This window comes from Rhodoferax ferrireducens (genome assembly GCF_049302455.1).
Taxonomy (GTDB): domain Bacteria; phylum Pseudomonadota; class Gammaproteobacteria; order Burkholderiales; family Burkholderiaceae_C; genus Rhodoferax; species Rhodoferax ferrireducens_B.
Genome location: NZ_JBAQMD010000013.1, coordinates 1 through 17,272, shown reverse-complemented (window position 1 = coordinate 17,272; position 17,272 = coordinate 1). Strand labels below are relative to the sequence as shown.

Annotated in this window: 14 protein-coding genes and 2 pseudogenes; 3 read left to right on the top strand and 13 right to left on the bottom strand. The window is 61.5% G+C overall.

Annotated elements, in window-relative coordinates; genetic code table 11:
* Positions 1-123: 123 nt before the first annotated feature.
* The 3 genes and pseudogenes from WA157_RS01685 to WA157_RS01675 form a co-directional block, all read right to left on the bottom strand.
* Positions 124-804: a crotonase/enoyl-CoA hydratase family protein gene (locus tag WA157_RS01685; protein ID WP_422619302.1), complete on the bottom strand. Its 681-nt coding sequence runs from the start codon at positions 802-804 to the stop codon at positions 124-126.
* A gap of 27 nt (positions 805-831) precedes the next feature.
* Positions 832-1,245, bottom strand: a complete 414-nt coding sequence (locus WA157_RS01680) for a nuclear transport factor 2 family protein (RefSeq protein WP_422619304.1) — start codon at positions 1,243-1,245, stop codon at positions 832-834.
* A 66-nt stretch (positions 1,246-1,311) separates the two neighbouring features.
* Positions 1,312-3,330 (bottom strand): annotated as a pseudogene (locus WA157_RS01675) (FAD-dependent oxidoreductase); the annotation flags it as partial.
* Between the two features lie 197 nt (positions 3,331-3,527).
* Between WA157_RS01675 and WA157_RS01670 the strand changes: the two are divergent.
* The 3 genes from WA157_RS01670 (at position 3,528) to WA157_RS01660 (ending at position 5,758) form a co-directional block, all read left to right on the top strand.
* Positions 3,528-4,058, top strand: coding sequence for a PadR family transcriptional regulator (locus WA157_RS01670; RefSeq protein WP_422619301.1), 531 nt, complete (start codon positions 3,528-3,530; stop codon positions 4,056-4,058).
* Between the two features lie 249 nt (positions 4,059-4,307).
* A complete protein-coding gene (locus WA157_RS01665; RefSeq protein ID WP_422619300.1) occupies positions 4,308-4,805 on the top strand; it encodes a GNAT family N-acetyltransferase in 498 nt (165 codons plus the stop codon).
* A gap of 353 nt (positions 4,806-5,158) precedes the next feature.
* Positions 5,159-5,758, top strand: a complete 600-nt coding sequence (locus WA157_RS01660) for a CBS domain-containing protein (RefSeq protein WP_422619299.1) — start codon at positions 5,159-5,161, stop codon at positions 5,756-5,758.
* Positions 5,759-5,801: 43 nt separating this feature from the next.
* Here WA157_RS01660 and WA157_RS01655 read toward each other — a convergent pair whose 3' ends face one another.
* From WA157_RS01655 to WA157_RS01610, 10 genes and pseudogenes are all read right to left on the bottom strand, one after another.
* Positions 5,802-6,989 carry an MFS transporter gene (locus tag WA157_RS01655; RefSeq protein WP_422619298.1) on the bottom strand — a complete coding sequence of 396 codons (1,188 nt, stop codon included), beginning with the start codon at positions 6,987-6,989 and terminating at the stop codon, positions 5,802-5,804.
* Positions 6,990-7,037: 48 nt separating this feature from the next.
* Entirely contained in the window at positions 7,038-7,946 is a 909-nt protein-coding gene (locus WA157_RS01650; RefSeq protein ID WP_422619297.1) for a pseudouridine synthase, read from the bottom strand.
* Positions 7,933-8,682 carry a tRNA (guanosine(46)-N7)-methyltransferase TrmB gene (gene trmB, locus WA157_RS01645; RefSeq protein WP_422619303.1) on the bottom strand — a complete coding sequence of 250 codons (750 nt, stop codon included), beginning with the start codon at positions 8,680-8,682 and terminating at the stop codon, positions 7,933-7,935. Before trmB ends, WA157_RS01650 begins: the two co-directional genes overlap by 14 nt.
* A 114-nt stretch (positions 8,683-8,796) precedes the next feature.
* Positions 8,797-12,063 carry an EAL domain-containing protein gene (locus WA157_RS01640; protein WP_422619296.1) on the bottom strand — a complete coding sequence of 1,089 codons (3,267 nt, stop codon included), beginning with the start codon at positions 12,061-12,063 and terminating at the stop codon, positions 8,797-8,799.
* 52 nt (positions 12,064-12,115) lie between these two features.
* Positions 12,116-12,310 (bottom strand): hypothetical protein, encoded by a 195-nt coding sequence (locus WA157_RS01635; protein WP_422619295.1) that lies wholly within the window; start codon positions 12,308-12,310, stop codon positions 12,116-12,118.
* Positions 12,311-12,497: 187 nt separating this feature from the next.
* Complete coding sequence (locus WA157_RS01630) at positions 12,498-13,727, bottom strand: ROK family transcriptional regulator (RefSeq protein ID WP_422619294.1); 1,230 nt, start codon at positions 13,725-13,727, stop codon at positions 12,498-12,500.
* Positions 13,724-14,176: an RbsD/FucU family protein gene (locus WA157_RS01625; protein ID WP_422619293.1), complete on the bottom strand. Its 453-nt coding sequence runs from the start codon at positions 14,174-14,176 to the stop codon at positions 13,724-13,726. The genes WA157_RS01630 and WA157_RS01625 overlap by 4 nt, the downstream gene beginning before the upstream one ends.
* A 9-nt stretch (positions 14,177-14,185) precedes the next feature.
* On the bottom strand, positions 14,186-14,983 hold the full coding sequence (locus tag WA157_RS01620) for an ATP-binding cassette domain-containing protein (RefSeq protein ID WP_422619292.1): 798 nt from the start codon (positions 14,981-14,983) through the stop codon (positions 14,186-14,188).
* A pseudogene (locus tag WA157_RS01615) lies at positions 14,983-15,929 on the bottom strand (ABC transporter permease). Before WA157_RS01615 ends, WA157_RS01620 begins: the two are co-directional and overlap by 1 nt.
* A gap of 155 nt (positions 15,930-16,084) precedes the next feature.
* On the bottom strand, positions 16,085-17,071 hold the full coding sequence (locus WA157_RS01610) for a sugar ABC transporter substrate-binding protein (protein WP_422619291.1): 987 nt from the start codon (positions 17,069-17,071) through the stop codon (positions 16,085-16,087).
* Positions 17,072-17,272 lie beyond the last annotated feature (201 nt).

Sequence of the window (17,272 nt, the reverse complement as noted above, 5' to 3'; positions counted from 1 at the left end):
CGGGCATTGCCCCGGTATTTGACGCAAAACCAGCTCAAAGCATGGTTTTTGGAAAATCTTCACTTCGATGAAAACCGTGAAAACACGCGCCGTTGCTGGGGTTGACGGGTTTTCTGTCAAGCACTAGGTAATCATTTCCTTGGTGCCGCGAATCGACAGCGGCGACTTGGCTGCGATGGTGGTAGCAATCTCCAGCACGCCGGCGCGCAGCGACTCACGCGAATCAAACACCCGATTCACCAAGCGCATCTCACGCGCTTCGTCGGCGCTGAACTTGCGGCCGGTGTAGGCCAGCTCGCGTGCCATGCCTTCGCCAATCAGGCGCGGCAGGCGCTGCAGCGTACCCACGTCGGCGGTCATGCCGATGTCGATTTCCTTGATGGTGAAGTAGGCATCGACCGAGCAGTAGCGCATGTCGGCGCAGGTGATCAGATCAATGCCACCACCGACGCAGGCGCCGTGAATCGCAGCCAACACCGGTTTGCGGCAGCGCTCCAGGCTGGTCAGCGTGTCCTGCAGATCGAGGATGACGCGGCGCAAGGCTTCGCGGGTGCGTCCATCGCATTCGTTTTGAATTTGCGGGCCCAGGCCCATCATCATTTGCAGGTCGATGCCAGCGGTGAAGAGTTTGCCTTCGCCTTCCAGAATGGCCACGCGCGCCTCGGGCGTTTCATCGACCCACTGGAACGCTTTGCGGATCTCCTGCCACATGGTGGCGTTCATGGCGTTGGCCTTCTCGGGCCGGTTCAGGCGCACGATGGCGATGTGGTTTTCCAGAGTGACGGAAAGTGTCTCGTAGCTCATGTCTTGTTCCTCGATGCGGGTTGCAGATTATTGGGTTTTGGCAGCTTTGTAGGCACTTAGATAGGGCGCCAGACGCTTGCCCATTTCATCGCCCAGCGCTTGCAGGCCGCTCATGGGGCGCACCATGACTTCAAAGTCAACGATTTTTCCCTCGGCGTTGAACTGAATCAGGTCGATGCCCTTGAGCGCCTTGTCGCCCACCCGGGCGCTGAACTCCAGCACCACACTCAGGCCGTCCGCGCTGGCCAACTCACGGTGGTAGCTGAAGTCTTCAAAAACCTTGACCACGGTGCCCAAAATGAGTTGCACCGCCTGCGCACTGGCGTACGGCGTGTGCGCCATGGGCGAGCGAAAGACGGCCTTGGGGTGCAGGATGCTGGAGAGCTCGCTCACATCACCTTGGGCCACCATGGCGTGCCACTTTTTTAACGAGGCCGCCACGGCGGGCTGCACGCCTTGTTGCTGTTTCGCAGCGGGCGCGGTGTCGGCCCCTGTGCCTGCGCCTTCCAGTGCCACGGCCAGCTCGGTGCCCTGTTTGATGGCGCGTTTGGCATCGAGTTCGGCGGCCTTGTCGGCGCCGCCGATCAGGTGCACGCTGCAGCCGGCGGCCACCAGCGCGGCCTGCAATTCGCGTTGCGGGTCCTGGCCGGCGCAGACCACCACGGTGTCGGCGGGAATGGTCATGTCAACCTCACCCACGGTGATGTGCAGGCCGGCGTCGTCCACCTTGCGGTAAGTCACGCCCGCCATCATCTCGACCTGGCGGTTCTTCAGTGACGTGCGGTGAATCCAGCCGGTGGTCTTGCCCAGGCCGTCGCCCACCTTGCTGGTCTTGCGCTGCAGCAGGTAAACCTTGCGTGGGCTTTTTTCAATGTGTGGTGCGGTCAAGCCGCCGCGCGTGCTGTAGCTGGTGTCCACGCCCCATTCGGCGAAAAACTTGCTCGGGTCCAGACTCGGGCTGGTGCCACTGTGCAGCAGAAATTCAGCCACATCAAAGCCGATGCCGCCCGCGCCAATCAGTGCCACGGTGTGGCCCACGGCGCACTTGTCACGCAGCACGTCCAGGTAGCCCACCACTTTCGGATGATCGATGCCCTCGATGGCCGGTGTGCGCGGTGTGACACCCGTGGCCAGCACGATGTGCGTGTAGCCACCAGCGGCCAGTTCCGGCGCAGCAACGCGGGTTTTGAGTTTCAGCTTCACGCCTGTCAGTTCAATCTGGCGGCCAAAGAAGCGCAGGGTCTCGACAAACTCTTCCTTGCCCGGCACCTGCTTGGCGATGTTGAACTGGCCGCCAATCTCGGAGGCGGAATCAAACAGTGTGACCTCAAAGCCGCGTTGCGCGGCGGTAGTGGAAAAGGCCAAACCGGCCGGGCCTGCACCCACCACCGCGATGCTGCCGCGCGTCTTGGCGGGCACGATGTTGAGCAGCGTCTCATGGCAAGCGCGCGGGTTCACCAGGCAGGACGTGATCTTGCCGCCAAACGTGTGGTCCAGGCAGGCCTGGTTGCAACCGATGCAGGTGTTGATTTCGTCCGCCTTGCCCTGTTCGGCTTTGCGCACAAACAATGGGTCGGCCAGGAAGGGGCGCGCCATCGAGACCATGTCGCAGAAACCGTCGGCCAGTAATTGCTCGGCCACGTCGGGCGTGTTGATGCGGTTGGTGGCGACCAGCGGAATGCCGACCTTGCCCATGAGCTTTTTCGTCACCCAGGCCCAGGCAGCACGTGGCACTTTGGTCGCAATGGTGGGGATGCGCGCCTCGTGCCAGCCCACGCCGGTGTTGATGATGGTGGCACCGGCCGCCTCGATCGCTTGCGCCAGTTGCACGACCTCGTCCAGCGTGGAGCCGCCTTCGACCAGGTCAAGCATCGAGAGACGATAGATGATGATGAAGTTTTTGCCGACGCGCTCGCGTGTGCGGCGCACGATCTCGACCGGAAAGCGAATGCGGTTGTCATAACTGCCGCCCCATTCGTCATCGCGCTGGTTGGTGCGCGCGGCGACGAACTCGTTGAGCAGATAGCCTTCGGAGCCCATGATTTCGACACCGTCGTAACCCGCCGATTGCGCCAGTGCCGCGCAGCGCACAAAGTCGTCAATGGTTTGCACGACTTCGTCGGTAGAGAGCGGGTTGGGCCGGAACGGGTTGATCGGGGCCTGCAAGGCACTGGGCGCCACCAAATCGGGGTGGTAGGCGTAACGGCCGAAGTGCAGGATTTGCATCGCGATCTTGCCGCCGGCGTCATGCACGGCCTGCGTCACCACCTTGTGTTTGGCGGCTTCTTCTTCAGTCGTCAGGCGTGCGCCACCCGGCATCGGGCGGGCACGGTCGTTGGGCGCAATGCCACCGGTCACGATCAGGCCGACACCGCCCGCCGCGCGTTCGGCGTAGAACGCGGCCATGCGGGCAAAGCCGTCTTTGGCTTCTTCCAGCCCGACGTGCATCGAGCCCATCAGCACCCGGTTGGGCAGGGTGGTAAAGCCCAGGTCGAGCGGGGCCAACAGGTGGGGGTAGGTGCTCATGGCGTCGTCCTCATTCAAAAAGGTCAAGGTGGTCGAAAGGCTGCAACAAGTCCATTGCGCGGGGCAACTATGCAACCAGTTGCGCAGTTTATGGCAACTCAGAATTTTATGCAACCAGTTGCATAGTTGTGCTCATGCGCTTAGACTGGCTGACAGAAATCCCTGCCGCGCCGCCAAGTTCCCATGTCCAAATTCCCATGTCATTAGCCCACGCCGTATTGACCTCGCTGATTGAAAAGTCGTCCTCCGGCTACGACCTGGCGCGCCGCTTTGACAAGTCCATTGGCTATTTTTGGCACGCCACGCACCAGCAGATTTACCGCGAGCTGGCCCGCATGGAAGCGGCCGGGTGGATCGAGTCCAGCAGCGCACCCGACGCCGGCAAGACCCGCAAGCGCGAGTACCGGGTGCTCAGCGCAGGCCGCGCCGAGCTCGCACGCTGGGCACGCGAACCCTCCGCGCCCATGGACTTGCGCGACGAGTTCATGGTGAAACTGCGCGCCGACGCCGCTTTGGGCGAGATCGATTTACGCGCCGAACTGCGCCGGCGCATCGCCCTGCACCAGGAAAAACTGGCGCACTACCGCGCCATCGAGCAGCGCGACTTTCTGCACGGCAAGCCTTTGTCCCGCGAGGCCCGCATCCACCACATGATCCTGAAAAAAGGCATTCTGTTGGAGGAAGGGTCGATTGCATGGGGTGCGGAAATGCTGGCGGTTCTGGAATAGTCGCCGGCTTATATGTGCATTGAATGCACTTCAATGCCATTTTTTATTATTTATTTGCTATTACTAGAATAGCTTCTATACGTTTAAACACGGTGGCTATGTCTGGATTTGGTTATGCTGCATCCGAAGATTAAACATTCCAATTTTGCACATCAACCGATTTGCGTTGGTTGAACGCCGCGCCACGCTGAATCCGCAGACTCACCCCTTCGGGTAACGTAAGGCGTCACCAGAACCATCATCTCTCGCATGCTCCAAATTCGCCCCTTCTCATCCACCGACTCAGTCGTCGAGATCACTTTCCTGCTCCACCGCGCGTACGCTCGTCTTGGCGACATGGGCCTGAATTACACAGCCGTCGATCAATCGACCGACGTTACTGCAAAGAGAATGAGTGGTGGACAGTGCTTCATCGCGGAATGGTCAGGTGCGCTCGCGGGAACCATCGTCGCTCAGCCAACCTACAAGACCAACGAGTGCGAGTATTTCACGCGGCTCGGAGTCGCCGCAGCGCATCAATTTGCAGTCGAGCCATCACTGCAGGGTCACGGAATTGGCCGCGCGTTGCTGACGGCCGCCGAAACCTGGGCGCTCGAAGGTGGATTCCACGAGATCGCAATGGACACTGCGGAGCAGGCAACTCACCTTATCGAGCTCTATGAAGGCCTGGGCTACCGCCGAGTCAGCTGGGTCCAGTGGTCGGGCAAGGTCTATCGAAGCGTTGTGTTGAGCAAGAGCCTCAAGTGACGCGGATAAGGGGACAGGCTCGAATCAGCGCGAGAACAAGCTACGCCATTGGCCAATTGACAAACGCCTGCCCGGCCAGGCCACCCCTCCAGCACAACCGTCGCAGCCTGCGGGTACAGCTTGGGAAAGAGAATGTCCAAAGCATCCGGCGGCAAGCCGATGCGGACCGGTTGACGACAACAAGTTACGTAGCTACCCTCGGCATTCTGTTTGACCGTTTGAAAATGGTCGTGAAGCGCCGCAAAGCAGCTTGCCAAAAGAAGCTGGTTGCGATTTCGCTGTGAATGACCGCTGACACGGAATGACAGACCTCCAAAACTAATCGAAAAATCCATTTACTCCAAGGTGCAAACATGAGCGAAGACGCGCAATTCCGGCCCCTGCCAAAGACATCGGTTTCCTCCAAGGGTTGTTATCTGCTGGAGGCATTCAATCCGCCAGTCGTTAACGTCGATTCTGCCGCCATTCTTGTCATGACCGACCTTTCACAGGTACCTTCGGCCACCATCAACGCAGACGCCTCTCTGGATGAAGCGAACCACTCCATGCTGGTGCGCGGCGTGAGGTTGTTATTTGTGGTCGGGGAGACCAACAACATCGTCGGAGTCATCACGACCGTCGATGCTCTCGGGGAAAAGCCCGTGCTGGTGGCACAAGCTCGTCAAACCAAGCGCAGTGAGCTGCGCGTTGCCGATGTGATGGTGCCTGTCGACAAAATGGATGCTCTGGATATTGAGGATGTCAAGAAGGCTTCGGTGGGGAACATCGTGGCCTCATTGAAAGCAGATGGCAGGGTCCACGCCATCGTGGTGGGCCAGGGCAAGGATGAAAAACAATATTTGCTTGGAATATTTTCGGCCTCGCAAATTGCGCGTCAGCTGGGGGTGCAGTTACACGGGCACGAAATGGCGAGAACCTTCGCAGAAATTGAAGCGGTCATCGCGGGCGTTTGATAACCCGACAAGGCGTCATCCCTGGCGGTTTGGCAATGGCATTTCAAGCCCCACTTTGAGCTGGCTGACGCCAGGCGACCGCTGCAATGACGGCGGCCAGCGCCTGCATCAGTGCGATGGACAGCACCGAGCCGCCCCAACCCCAGCCTTCGTAGGCCATCCCAGCCAGCAATGAGCCAGCCGCGCCGCCCGCGTAGTAGCTCATGTAGTAAATGCCGGTGGCCAGGGAGCGTCCTTCGCTGACGTTTTGAGCGATCGCACTGAGGGTGGCCGACTGGCAAATGAAGACGCCTGTTGAGCACACCGTCAGGCCGATGATGACCGCAGTCAAGGAGGGCAACAGGGTCAGCGACAAGCCAGCGGCGGACAGGGCCAACGCCCCCAGGAGTGACCTCAGGAAACCGAACCGGACAACATATGGCCCTGCCAGCGGGGTCGCCAGAACACCCACCAGATAGACGCTGAAGACATTGGCCAAGCCAGCGGAAGAGAGATTGAAAGGGCTTGATGCCAGGTGCAGGTTGACATAGGTGAAAGTGCCCACCAGCGAGAACAGCACGCAGAAACCCACAGCACAAGCCGCCATCAGTCGCTTGTGATGCAGGTGACGCCACAGCGTGCCAAACCCCGCTCTCATATTTCGGTTGGCAACAAAGTAACGTGAGGGAGGCAGCAGCCACAGCACCAGCAAAGCCCCAAAAAGATTCAGTAGGGCCAGCGTGACGAACGCACCGCGCCAGCCCAACAAATGACCGGCGTGACCCGTGATAAAACGGCCGCAAAAGCCACCCATGACCGTGCCGCCCACATAGGTGGCGGTCATACGGGCGACCCCGCCCGAATGGAATTCTTCGGACAGGTAGGCGATCAGGACCACCACGATGCCAGGAACTGCCAGCCCCTGAAGGAAGCGCAGAAAAATCAGCGCGTTCAGGCTACCGGCCACAGGGATCAGGGCCGTCGGCACCGTCAGGGCGAACAGGGAGGCGCAGATGATGACTTTGCGTCCGAAGGCGTCGGAGAGCATGCCCATGAAGGGAGACACGAGCGCCACCGCCAGCACGGTTGCCCCCACCGTCAACCCGGCTTGCACGGGTGAGGCGTGAAAATCCTGCATCACCATGGGCAGCACCGCCTGCATGGAGTAGACATTCAGAAAGGCAAAAAAGCCGATCAGCCAGACGATGAGCCGCGACGCCTGTTGGCCGGCCTGAGGGAAAAAAAGTTGCATTCTGCCGATGATAAGGAAGGGGGTCAGGCTCGAATCAAATAAGGAGCGTCACGCCAGGCTCATCAAGCTGCGCCGGCTCTCAAACTGCCGGACTTTCCCGCTCACCGGGTCGACAAATTCAATGCGCCGGGCCAGCAGTTGCAGCGGGTGCGCGTAGTCGACTTGTCCTTCGGGCGTGAGGGTAGGGTACAGGCCATCGCCCAGAATCGGCAGGCCCAACGCCGCCATGTGCACGCGCAACTGGTGGCGTTTGCCGGTGACGGGTTGAAGCTGGTAGCGGGCCAGGCCGCCGCGCACTTGCAACACCTCAATCCGGGTCACGGCATTGGGCGGGCCGCTCACCTCGTGCTGCAGCATGAAGTGGCCTGCCTCCACGATGCGGCTTTGACGCGTCATCGGTAGCGCCAAACCCTCGCGCCACGGGGCAATTGCCTCGTAGGTCTTTTCGACGTTGCGCTGGCTGAACAGCGCGTGGTAGGCGGCCCGGGTTTCGGGCTGCACGGAGAACATCACCAGCCCGGCGGTGTCGCGGTCAATGCGATGCACCGGCACCAGCGTGTCGATGCCCAGTTTTTGCTTCAGTCGCACCAGCACGGTCTCTGCCAGGTAGCCGCCCGAGGGCATCACCGGCAAAAAATGCGGCTTGTCGACCACGATCAACTGATCGTCCTGGAACAGGATCACCTCATCAAACGGAATGCGCGGCTCATCCGGCACAGCGCGGTAGTAGTAGACCCTTCTGTGGCCCTGGTAGGCGCTGTGGGGCGCGAGCTGAACGCTGTGCTCATCGACCACATCGCCTTGCGCCATGCGCTGGTGCCAGACGTCCCGAGGGATGGCGGGAAAGCGCTCAGTCAAAAAATCAAGGGTGGTGGGCCAGGCGCCAGCGGGCAGCCCGATGCAGCTGGGCCCGACGCCGTTGCGGGCGGGCGGTTTGATGAAGTCAGACCCGCTCAAACACGATATCCCACACGCCGTGCCCGAGTTTGATGCCGCGGTTTTCAAACTTGGTCAGCGGCCGGTAATAGGGCTTGGGCGCGTAGCCTGCCAGCTCCGGGTGGCTTTGCGTGGCCGTGTTCTTCAGCAGCGGCTCCTTGCTCAGCACTTCCAGTATTTGCTCGGCATACGGCTGCCAGTCCGTGGCGCAGTGGATGTAGCCGCCGACCTTCAGTCGTGCGGCCAGCTTGGCAATGAGGGCGCTTTGAATCAGGCGGCGCTTGTTGTGTTTTTTCTTGTGCCACGGGTCGGGAAAGAAGATGTGCACGCCATCCAGACTTTGCAGCGGCAGCATGTGGTCGATGACCTCGACGGCGTCGTGCGCCACGATGCGGATGTTGCGCAAGCCTTGTTCGCCAATGCGCTTGAGCAGCGCACCCACACCAGGCTCGTGCACCTCGCAGCACAGGAAGTTTTTCTCCGGCATCAGGGCCGCGATATGGGCGGTGGCTTCGCCCATGCCGAAGCCGATTTCCAGGATGACTGGCCCAGGATTTATATCATTTTGGCCCCTAGCCCCCGTCGCGTCTGCGTAAGTAGCTATAAAATCAATAGCGTTTGTTTGGTAGGGCAACAGGAATTGGGGCCCCATGTCTTCCAGGGCCTTGGCCTGGCCGGTGGTGGTGCGACCGGCGCGGCGTACAAAACTCTTGATTTCTTTCGGAAAGGCCACGCCCTCGGGCGCGCGGCCCCGGATGCGGGGTTGGCGCGCAAGGCTTGGGTTGTCAGGGGAGGTCGGTTGGGTGCGGTTTGTATCGTTCACGGGACAGGATTGTAGAGACGATGGCGGGCGCAATCCCCCGGGAGCTCGCTACCAGAGCGGCCGGGCGACGATCATCGCTTCGGCCGCCGCCGCATCGAGCGGTTGGCCAAAATGGTAGCCCTGCCCGTATTCCACCTGCAGCGCGCGCAACTGTGCCAACTGCGCGGCATTCTCGACCCCCTCGGCAATGATGTCCATGTTCAGGGCGTGGGCCAGGGTGACGATGCTCTGGATGATGTCGGCGCTCTTGTGGTCAACGTCCATGCGACGCACGAACGAGGCGTCGATCTTCAGTGTGTTGATCGGAAAACGGTGCAGGTAGGACAGCGATGAATAACCGGTGCCGAAGTCGTCCATCAGCAGCTTGATCCCAAGGGCGCTCAATTTCTCCAGCACCACCGCCGCCTCCTCGGCGTGCGCCATGAGCAGGGTCTCGGTCACTTCGAGCTTGAGACTGCTGGTGGCCAGGCCGGTTTCCGCCAGCGCGGCTTCGATTTGCTGCAGCAGGGTGGGCTGGGTGAACTGCCGCCCGGCAAGGTTGACGCTGATCTGCATGGGCGGGTGATCCGGGTAGCGTTGCTGCCAGCTGTGCATCTGGCGGCAGGCCTCGGTCAACACCCAGCGACCGATCGAGACGATGAGGCCGGTCTCCTCGGTGAGCGGGATAAATTCGCTCGGTGGTACCAGTCTGCCATCGGGGCGACGCATGCGAACGAGGGCCTCGAAACCCGCCAGCCGGCCCGTTTGCAGCGACACCACGGGCTGGTAATAGACAAGGAATTCCTCGCCGTGCGCCACTGCCCGGCGCAACTCGGTTTCCATTTCGAGAAGAGCGACGACACGCTCGCGCATATCGGCGGCGAACAACTCGTAGCACGCCCCGCCGCGCCGCTCGGCGTTGTGGCTGGCCGTCTCGGCGTCGCGCAGCAGCTCGCCGGCGTCGACGTAGCCCGAGTGGCCAAGAACGATGCCGATGCTGGCGGTCGTGAATAGTTCATGCCCCTCCAGGTTGAAGCCGACCGCCAGCGCAGATTGCAGCTGCTCGGCATAACGTGCCGCCACCTCTGCGTCCTTGGTTTCGTCGAGGAGGATGGCGAAGCTTTCGCCGCCGATGCGGGCGATCGTGTCACCGGGGCGCAGGCCGCTACTCAGGCGTTGCGCGATGGCGATCAGCAACTGGTCGCCGTAGGCGCCGCCCAGGCTGTCGGTGATCGTGCGGAAGCGGTCAAGCGTGAGGAACACCAGCGCAAAGCCGCGCCTGGATTCGATCTGGATGCGTTTCATGGCATCGTCGATGCGGGTCAGAAGCAGCGCGCGGTTGGGCAGACCGGTCAGGCTGTCGCGCAGCAGTTCTTCCTCGATCACTGACGCAATCATGACCCGTGCCGAGGCGGTGCCGATGGCGCCCGCCAGTTGCGCCTCGCAGTAACGCGACAGCTCGGCGTCGATCTCCTGCGGCCATTCCAGGCCGCGTTGGCGGGCGTAGGCGACGAGCGCCTGGCGGGCGTTCTCGGCGCCAAGAAAACGCACCATCAGCGTATGCAGATCGAGCAACGAGCCGCTCGCGCGCCAGACCCTCTCGGCGTCGCGGCCATGCTTGAATACGTCGACGAACAACGCCGCCTGCGTCTGTTCGACCAGGCTCTGCCCGCTCATGATCGACACCGTCAGGTAGGCGCCGACGTTGGCCAGCATGCTCCAGAGCATGGCGTGGCTGATTTCGTCGAGCCCTTCCAGGCCGAACAGGGCAAGCGGGCGCAGCTGCGCGATGGCAAACGGCCCGTATTCCAGCAGCGCCATGGGCAGCCAGCCGGAGCGGGCGAAAGCCGGCAGCATCAGCGTATAGGCCCAGACCAGGAAGCCGGCGCCGAGCCCGGCCAGTGCGCCGCTTCGCGTACCGCCCTTCCAGTAGATGCCGCCCAGCAGCGCCGGGGCAAACTGGGCGACAGCGGCAAAGGAAATGAGGCCAATCGACACCAGTGCGTAAACCTCACCGGCAAGCCGGTAGTAGCTGTAGCCGAGCAGCATGCCGAGCACGATGGTGGTGCGACGGATCGCCAGCAGCAGGGCGGAGATATCGGCGCGCTCGGTCAGGCGCAGCGCCTTGATGCGCAGCAAAATCGGCATGACCAGGTCGTTGCAGACCATGGTTGACAGCGCGATGCTCTCGACGATCACCATGCCGGTGGCGGCCGAGAAGCCGCCGAGGAAGACGAGCAGCGCCAGTGCTTTTTGCTGCCCGACCAGGGGCAGGGTCAGGACGAAGGCATCAGGATTGACGCTGGTGCCAAAATGCAACAGGCCGCCCATGGCGATTGGCAGGACGAAGAGGGAGAACAGGAAGAGGTAAAGGGGAAAGAGCCAGATCGCCTTGTTCAGATGTGCCTCGTCGACATTCTCAACGACGGCGACCTGGAACTGGCGCGGCAGGAACATGATGGCCAGCATCCCGACGAAGGCTGTCGAGAACAGCTCGGCCCAGCTGTGGTAGATGTCCATGACTGTGCCCGGTGCCAACGCCAGCCGAGTGGCAGCGTCGGCGGGCGAGGTCCAGCCGCGATAGGCCTCGGTCGAGCCGCCAATGGTGAAGACTTCAGCGATGCGCGGCACTTGCGCGGCACGGGCGAAGATGTCACGCACGCCGTCGTACATGCCCCAGGTGACGAAGATTCCGACTGCCAGAAAGGCCAGCAGCTTGACCAGCGACTCGAAGGCAATCGCGGCCACCAGACCCTCGTGACGCTCTGCGGCGTCGATCTTGCGGGTGCCGAAAACGATGGTGAACGCCGCCAGGATCAGGGCCGCGTAAAACGCCGTGTCGTGCCAGATGCTCTGCGGCGGCTGCGGCGGTGCCAGCAACAGGATGTCGGGGTAACTGCGCAGGATGCCGAAGCTGGTGGAAATCGCCTTCAGTTGCAGCGAAATGTAGGGTGTGACGCCGACCAAGGCGATCACTGTGACCAATCCGGCCAGCGCCGCGCTCTTGCCGTAGCGTGATGAAATGAAATCGGCCAGCGATGTGATGCGGTTGTCCTTGGAGATTCGGATGATCTTGCGCAGCACCATCCACCACAGGGCGATCATGACGGTGGGTCCGAGATAGACCGGAAGGAAGCCAATACCGCTGGTGGCGGCGCGCCCGACGCTGCCGTAGAAAGTCCAGGCGGAGGTATAGACGCCAAGTGAGAGGGCATACACATAGGGGCTGGCGATCAGGCTGCGCCCGGCATCGGCCGCCTTGTCGCCGCGGTAGGCGATGAAGAAGAGCAGTCCCAGATAGGCTGCGACGGCGAAAATGATGACCCAGGCCGACATGATTCAGTCCTCGAAGACCGGCAGTGGGGTCCGACCTTCGCTGCCCATGGCGCTATCTCCTCTCGATCACGAGCGCCAGCAGGCCGATCAGCAAGGCCCAGGCAACAAACACATAGACATACAGCAGTGGGATGCCGCCCAGCATGACGGCGCGGTTGAACAGCGCCAGCAGGGGGTAGTTGAACAGCAGGTTGGCGAACACAAATATAACGGCCAGACGCTGCATTTTTGTGTTTGACTGGTTCATGGAGTCCTCCGCTGAGGTGTTGCGCTTGTTGCGCCATCAGCCTGAAGAATAGGCCGATTGGGTCACCGGCGCAACCCGCTCGCTCAACTGGGAAATCCCCGACTTGCGCGCCGCGCCGGCGCTACCAGCGGGCAGGTCCGGCACGCGGCCCAACGAAGAATCTTTTTTTCGTCCGGCAAGAATCAGCTTAAGCGCCAACTTTCAAGAACAAGTCCTGATCGGGCGCAAAGTTGGCGTGCAGCGGCATCAGCGCGCCGCCCAGCGCGCGGGCATCAGGGCCCACATTGCCCGCGATCACGTTGGCAGGCCACAGGCCTTCCCAGTTGTAGCGCTTGAGTGCTTGCTGGGTTTGCGCGATCAGGAGGGCCAGCAGCGGTCGGCAAAACGAGCCGTCGATCACCACCGCGTCGATGTCCAGAAATGCCGTGCCACTCACCACCGCGTGGGCCAGCGCGTTGGCGGCCTGCTTGAGCCAGGCCTGGGTTTCAGCCTCAAACGGTGTCGCCAGGGCGCGGTCGTCATAGGCGGCGTGGGGGTCCAGCCCCCGGGCCGTCAGACGCTGCTCCAGTTCCCACAGCGACGCATGGTGAATCAGTTGTGTGGGCGCTGTGTCGCCCTGTGCCATGCCGCAGGGCAGCGAGGCCACCGCCCCCGCATTGCCGTGTAAACCGCCATGCAAGTGCGAGTTGATGACCAGCCCGCCGCCCACAAAGGTGTCGACAAACACATATAAAAAGTTCTTCAGGTCGCGCCCGCGCCCGGCCACCAGTTCGGCCACACAAGCAGCCGAGGTGTCTTTGGCAAAGCTGACGGGTGTGTTGGTCATGGCCTGCACTTGGGCACGCAAGTCAATCTGGTTCCAGGTCTCTGACTGGGCCTCGGACAGGCCCAGCATCTTGTGCCAGCCGCCCAATTGAAAAGGGGCCGCCACGCCCACACCGACCAGGCGGTCTTTCAAGGCACCGAGTTGATCACCCATGGCCTGCAGTCGCTCCTTGATGTCGGGTAGCAGCGAATGGGCATCGGGAAACGCATAGTCCAGGCTTTGGCGCTGGCGCACCTGGCCGCAGAAGTCCACCATCAACCAGTCGGCACTGCGCCGTCCAATCTTGATGCCAATGGCAAACGCGCCGTCCGGGTTGAGCGACAGCGGCACCGACGGCTGCCCAATGCGCCCGCGCACGCGGTCTTGCTTGAGAATCAAACCGTCCTCGACCAGTCGGGTGGTGATGAGTCCGATGGTTTGCGCGGTGAGGCCGGTAAGACGCGCCAAATCCGCTTTGGGCAGACTGCCGTTGAGCCGAATCGCCTGCAGTACCACCCGCTCATTGAACTGGCGCATGCCCACATGGTTGGAGCCACGCGGGCGCAGCAGGGCAGGGGCTTCAACGGTTGGGGCGGGGCGCGGGGGTGTCATGGGCGTAGATTTTCGCCGATGGCACCTTTGCGCAAAATAAAGTTGCCAAACGGTTGCAGTTCGCCGGTCACCACATAGGCGTAGGCCGCGCGAGCGCGCTCGTAAAACGCAAAGCGCTCCAGGGGCTCTGCGCTTTGGCCGCTGCGCAGCTCAGGCTTGACGAGCGCCAGCACCTCGCGTTGCAGGGCCGACAGGGCAGGGGGCTCTGTGCCGCTGACCTGCATGAAAGCCACCGGATGAGCCACGTCAGCCGCCAGTGGCAACACCGAGGTGATCGCCTGCATCACGTGCGCCATGGACGTGCCCGGCAGCCGCATCACCGGCTTGCCTGCGGCAAACCGCATGGCGGTGAAGTTGGCGTCACCCAGCACCAGCGCGTCGTCGTGGCCCATTTCCATCAGGATTTTGAGCAACTCGGGGGTGAGCAGGGGGTTGATTCCTTTGAGCATGGCGGGCTTTCAGGCGTGGGCGTTGGCGGGCAACTCGTCCACCGTCTTGGCGCCGGTCATCACGGCCACGGTGTCGCTCATGCTGATGGTTTTGGGGTTGACCACCGCGGCGCGTTTGCCCAGGCGCTGGATGTGGATGCGGTCCGCCACCTCAAACACGTGTGGCATGTTGTGGCTGATCAGAATCACCGGCAGGCCCTTGTCGCGCACCCGGCGAATCAGCTCCAGCACCATGTTGCCCTCTTTCACGCCCAGCGCGGCGGTGGGCTCGTCCATGATCACTACGTGCTGGGCAAAGGCGGCCGCGCGGGCCACGGCCACGCACTGCCGTTGGCCACCCGACAGGGTTTCCACCGCCTGTGTCATGGAGCGGATGCCAACCTTGAGTTCCTGCATGCGTGCAATCGCCTGCGCCAGCATTTCTTTCTTGTCCAGCAGGCGCAACATTTGGCCGAGAAAGCCGGGCTTGATGAGTTCGCGACCCAGGAACAGGTTCTCCGCAATGCTCATGGCGGGGGCCACGGCCAGGTCTTGATAAACCGTCTCGATACCAGCGCGGCGGGCATCGATGGGGGATTTGAAGTGAACCGGCTTGCCGTCGAGCAGCAATTCACCCTCATCGGGCACGGTGGCACCTGACAAGGCCTTGATCAGCGATGATTTGCCGGCCCCGTTGTCGCCAATGATGGCCATGATTTCACCCGCGCGTAGTTCAAAGTCGGTGCCGTCCAGCGCGGTCACCTGGCCGTAGCGTTTGACGATGCCTTTGGCCTGCATGATCAATGGTCTTGTTGCTGAAGTGTTCATCAACGTGCTCCCTTGCGAGACATCTGGTCGGCAGCGACGGCCAGAATCACCAAAATGCCGGTGATCAATGTCTGGTACACCGAGGCCACGCCCATCAGGGTCAGGCCGTTGCGGAACACACCCACAATCACCGCGCCCACCAATGAGCCCAAAATAATGCCGCGACCGCCAAACAGGCTGGTGCCACCCAGCACCACCGCGGTAATCGCGTCCAGGTTTTCGGTTTGCCCGGCGTTGGGGTCGCCCACGCCGGTGCGCGCCACCGACAGCATGGCCGCAATGCCATAAAAGAGGCCAGCCAGAGCAGCACACGGTCCACGTTGATACCTGTCAGACGCGCCGCCTCGGGGTTGTTGCCGACCGCGTACAAATGGCGTCCCGGGGCGGTTTCGCGCAGTACAAACCAGGCCAGTGCGTACAGAAACAGCATGGTCACGGTGCCCAGACTGACCTCGGTGCTACCCAGATTGAAGGTATTGCCCAGCGTGGTCATGGCAGCGGGCAGGTTGGTGATGGTTTGCGATTCAGAGTAAATCTGGGTGATGGCAAAGGCAATGTTGAGGGTGCCCAGCGTCACGATGAAGGGCGGTAGTCTCAAGCGCGTCACCAACAGGCCGTTGATCAGCCCAAAGCCCGTGGTCACGGTCAAGCCGCAGACGATGGCCGCATAAGGGTCCATGCCGTAATTGACGGCGAATTTGGTCATGACAACGCCACCCAGTGCCATCACCATGCCGCAGGACAAGTCAATGCCAGCGGTCAAAATAATCAGGGACTGGCCAATGGCCAGCACGCCCACCACCATCACTTGCTGCAACACCAGTGACAGGTTCTCGCCGCTCAGGAACCGGTCCGACTGGGTCGAAAAAAACAGGCAGGTGACAGCCAGGGCCAGCCAGGGCCCCAGGGCGCCCCAAGGGATATTGCGCTTTTGTGTCGTGGACATCACAGTCTCCGTAGGAAAATTTGGGGGCAAGACTTTTGAAGTGCCAAAGAATCGTTTTTTCGTCATGGCGAGCGCAGCCCGGCAATCCATGAGCGCCTGGATTGCCGCGTCGCTGCGCGCCTTGCAATGACGGTCTTTTTTAAGCTGTTGACAGCTTACTTATTGCCCCAGCACAGATCCATACCGACTTTGGTGTCCACGCTGTCCACACCGGCGACAGCCTTGGACGCGATCAGGGTCACGCCGGTGTCGGTGTAGCCAGAGGCCTTCTTGCCGCCCTTGGCGTATTCCACGCCAGCGGCCACGCCCATGGCGGCCATCTTCAGCGGGTATTGCTGCGAAGTGGCCGTGATGATGCCGCGGGCCGTGTCTCTGATGCCCTGGCAGCCACCGTCCACCGACACAATCAGCACGCCTTTTTCTTTGCCGGCTTTCTTCAGCGCGTTGTAGGCGCCGGCAGCAGCGGGTTCATTGATGGTGTAGACGACGTTGATGTCGGGGTTCTTTTGCAGGCAGTTTTCCATGGCGGTCTGGCCCTTGGCCTGATTGCCGTCGGTGTCGCCGGCGCAAACCGTTTCTGCGGTTTTGGAGAGTTCATTGGACTTGGCATCATTGGCCTTCAAGCCAAAGCCGGTCATGAAGCCGTTGTGGCGTTGCGCACCCACCGGGTGGCCAGGGAACAAATCGAGCATGGCAATCCTGGCCGGCTTGTTGCCCAAAGCGGCCTTGGCATATTGGCCAATCAGCACACCCGCCTTGTAGTTGTCGGTGGCAAACAGGGCATCAGCGCCTTCAAACGGGCTGTCCAGCGCAATCACCTGCACGCCTTTGGCCTGCACTTTTTTCACCGTCGGGCCAATGGCATCGCCGCTGGCGGTGATCAGAATGGTTTTGGCACCGGCGGCCACCATGTTTTCAATCGCGGTGATCTGGCCCGCGGTGTCGCCGTCCGCCTTGCCAGCGGCGCTGAGCAGCTTGGCCCCCATCTTCTTGGCTTCAACTTGTGCGCCTTCTTTCATCTTCACAAAAAACGGGTTGGTTTCGGTCTTGGTGATCAGGCCAATGACAGGCTGGTCAGCAGCGAGAACGGCGCTGGTGGCCAGGGTCAGGCTGCTCAGCAGCAGGGTGGTCGACATTTTCATTCGGTTGCTCCTCGTTGGGTTTGACCTTGCGGGTCGGTGGGGTCGCTCTGATGCAGGGTGCTGGGTGCGGGCCTGCGGGAAATTACGCTTGTTCGATCAGCGTGGCTGGACTATAGTCCTGCCATTGTTACTAAATCCAATAGGTAATCCCCCGGCTGTGCCGGGGTGACAGTAGAAGTTTGACATTTGCATTGGTATGGA

Coding starts and splice junctions, on each gene's coding strand:
- WA157_RS01685 (WP_422619302.1), bottom strand. CDS start 804: ATGAGCTACGAGACACTTTCCGTCACTCTGGAAAACCACATCGCCATC.
- WA157_RS01670 (WP_422619301.1), top strand. CDS start 3,528: ATGTCATTAGCCCACGCCGTATTGACCTCGCTGATTGAAAAGTCGTCC.
- WA157_RS01665 (WP_422619300.1), top strand. CDS start 4,308: ATGCTCCAAATTCGCCCCTTCTCATCCACCGACTCAGTCGTCGAGATC.
- WA157_RS01660 (WP_422619299.1), top strand. CDS start 5,159: ATGAGCGAAGACGCGCAATTCCGGCCCCTGCCAAAGACATCGGTTTCC.
- WA157_RS01655 (WP_422619298.1), bottom strand. CDS start 6,989: ATGCAACTTTTTTTCCCTCAGGCCGGCCAACAGGCGTCGCGGCTCATC.
- WA157_RS01640 (WP_422619296.1), bottom strand. CDS start 12,063: ATGTCGGCCTGGGTCATCATTTTCGCCGTCGCAGCCTATCTGGGACTG.
- WA157_RS01635 (WP_422619295.1), bottom strand. CDS start 12,310: ATGAACCAGTCAAACACAAAAATGCAGCGTCTGGCCGTTATATTTGTG.
- WA157_RS01630 (WP_422619294.1), bottom strand. CDS start 13,727: ATGACACCCCCGCGCCCCGCCCCAACCGTTGAAGCCCCTGCCCTGCTG.
- WA157_RS01625 (WP_422619293.1), bottom strand. CDS start 14,176: ATGCTCAAAGGAATCAACCCCCTGCTCACCCCCGAGTTGCTCAAAATC.
- WA157_RS01620 (WP_422619292.1), bottom strand. CDS start 14,983: ATGAACACTTCAGCAACAAGACCATTGATCATGCAGGCCAAAGGCATC.
- WA157_RS01610 (WP_422619291.1), bottom strand. CDS start 17,071: ATGAAAATGTCGACCACCCTGCTGCTGAGCAGCCTGACCCTGGCCACC.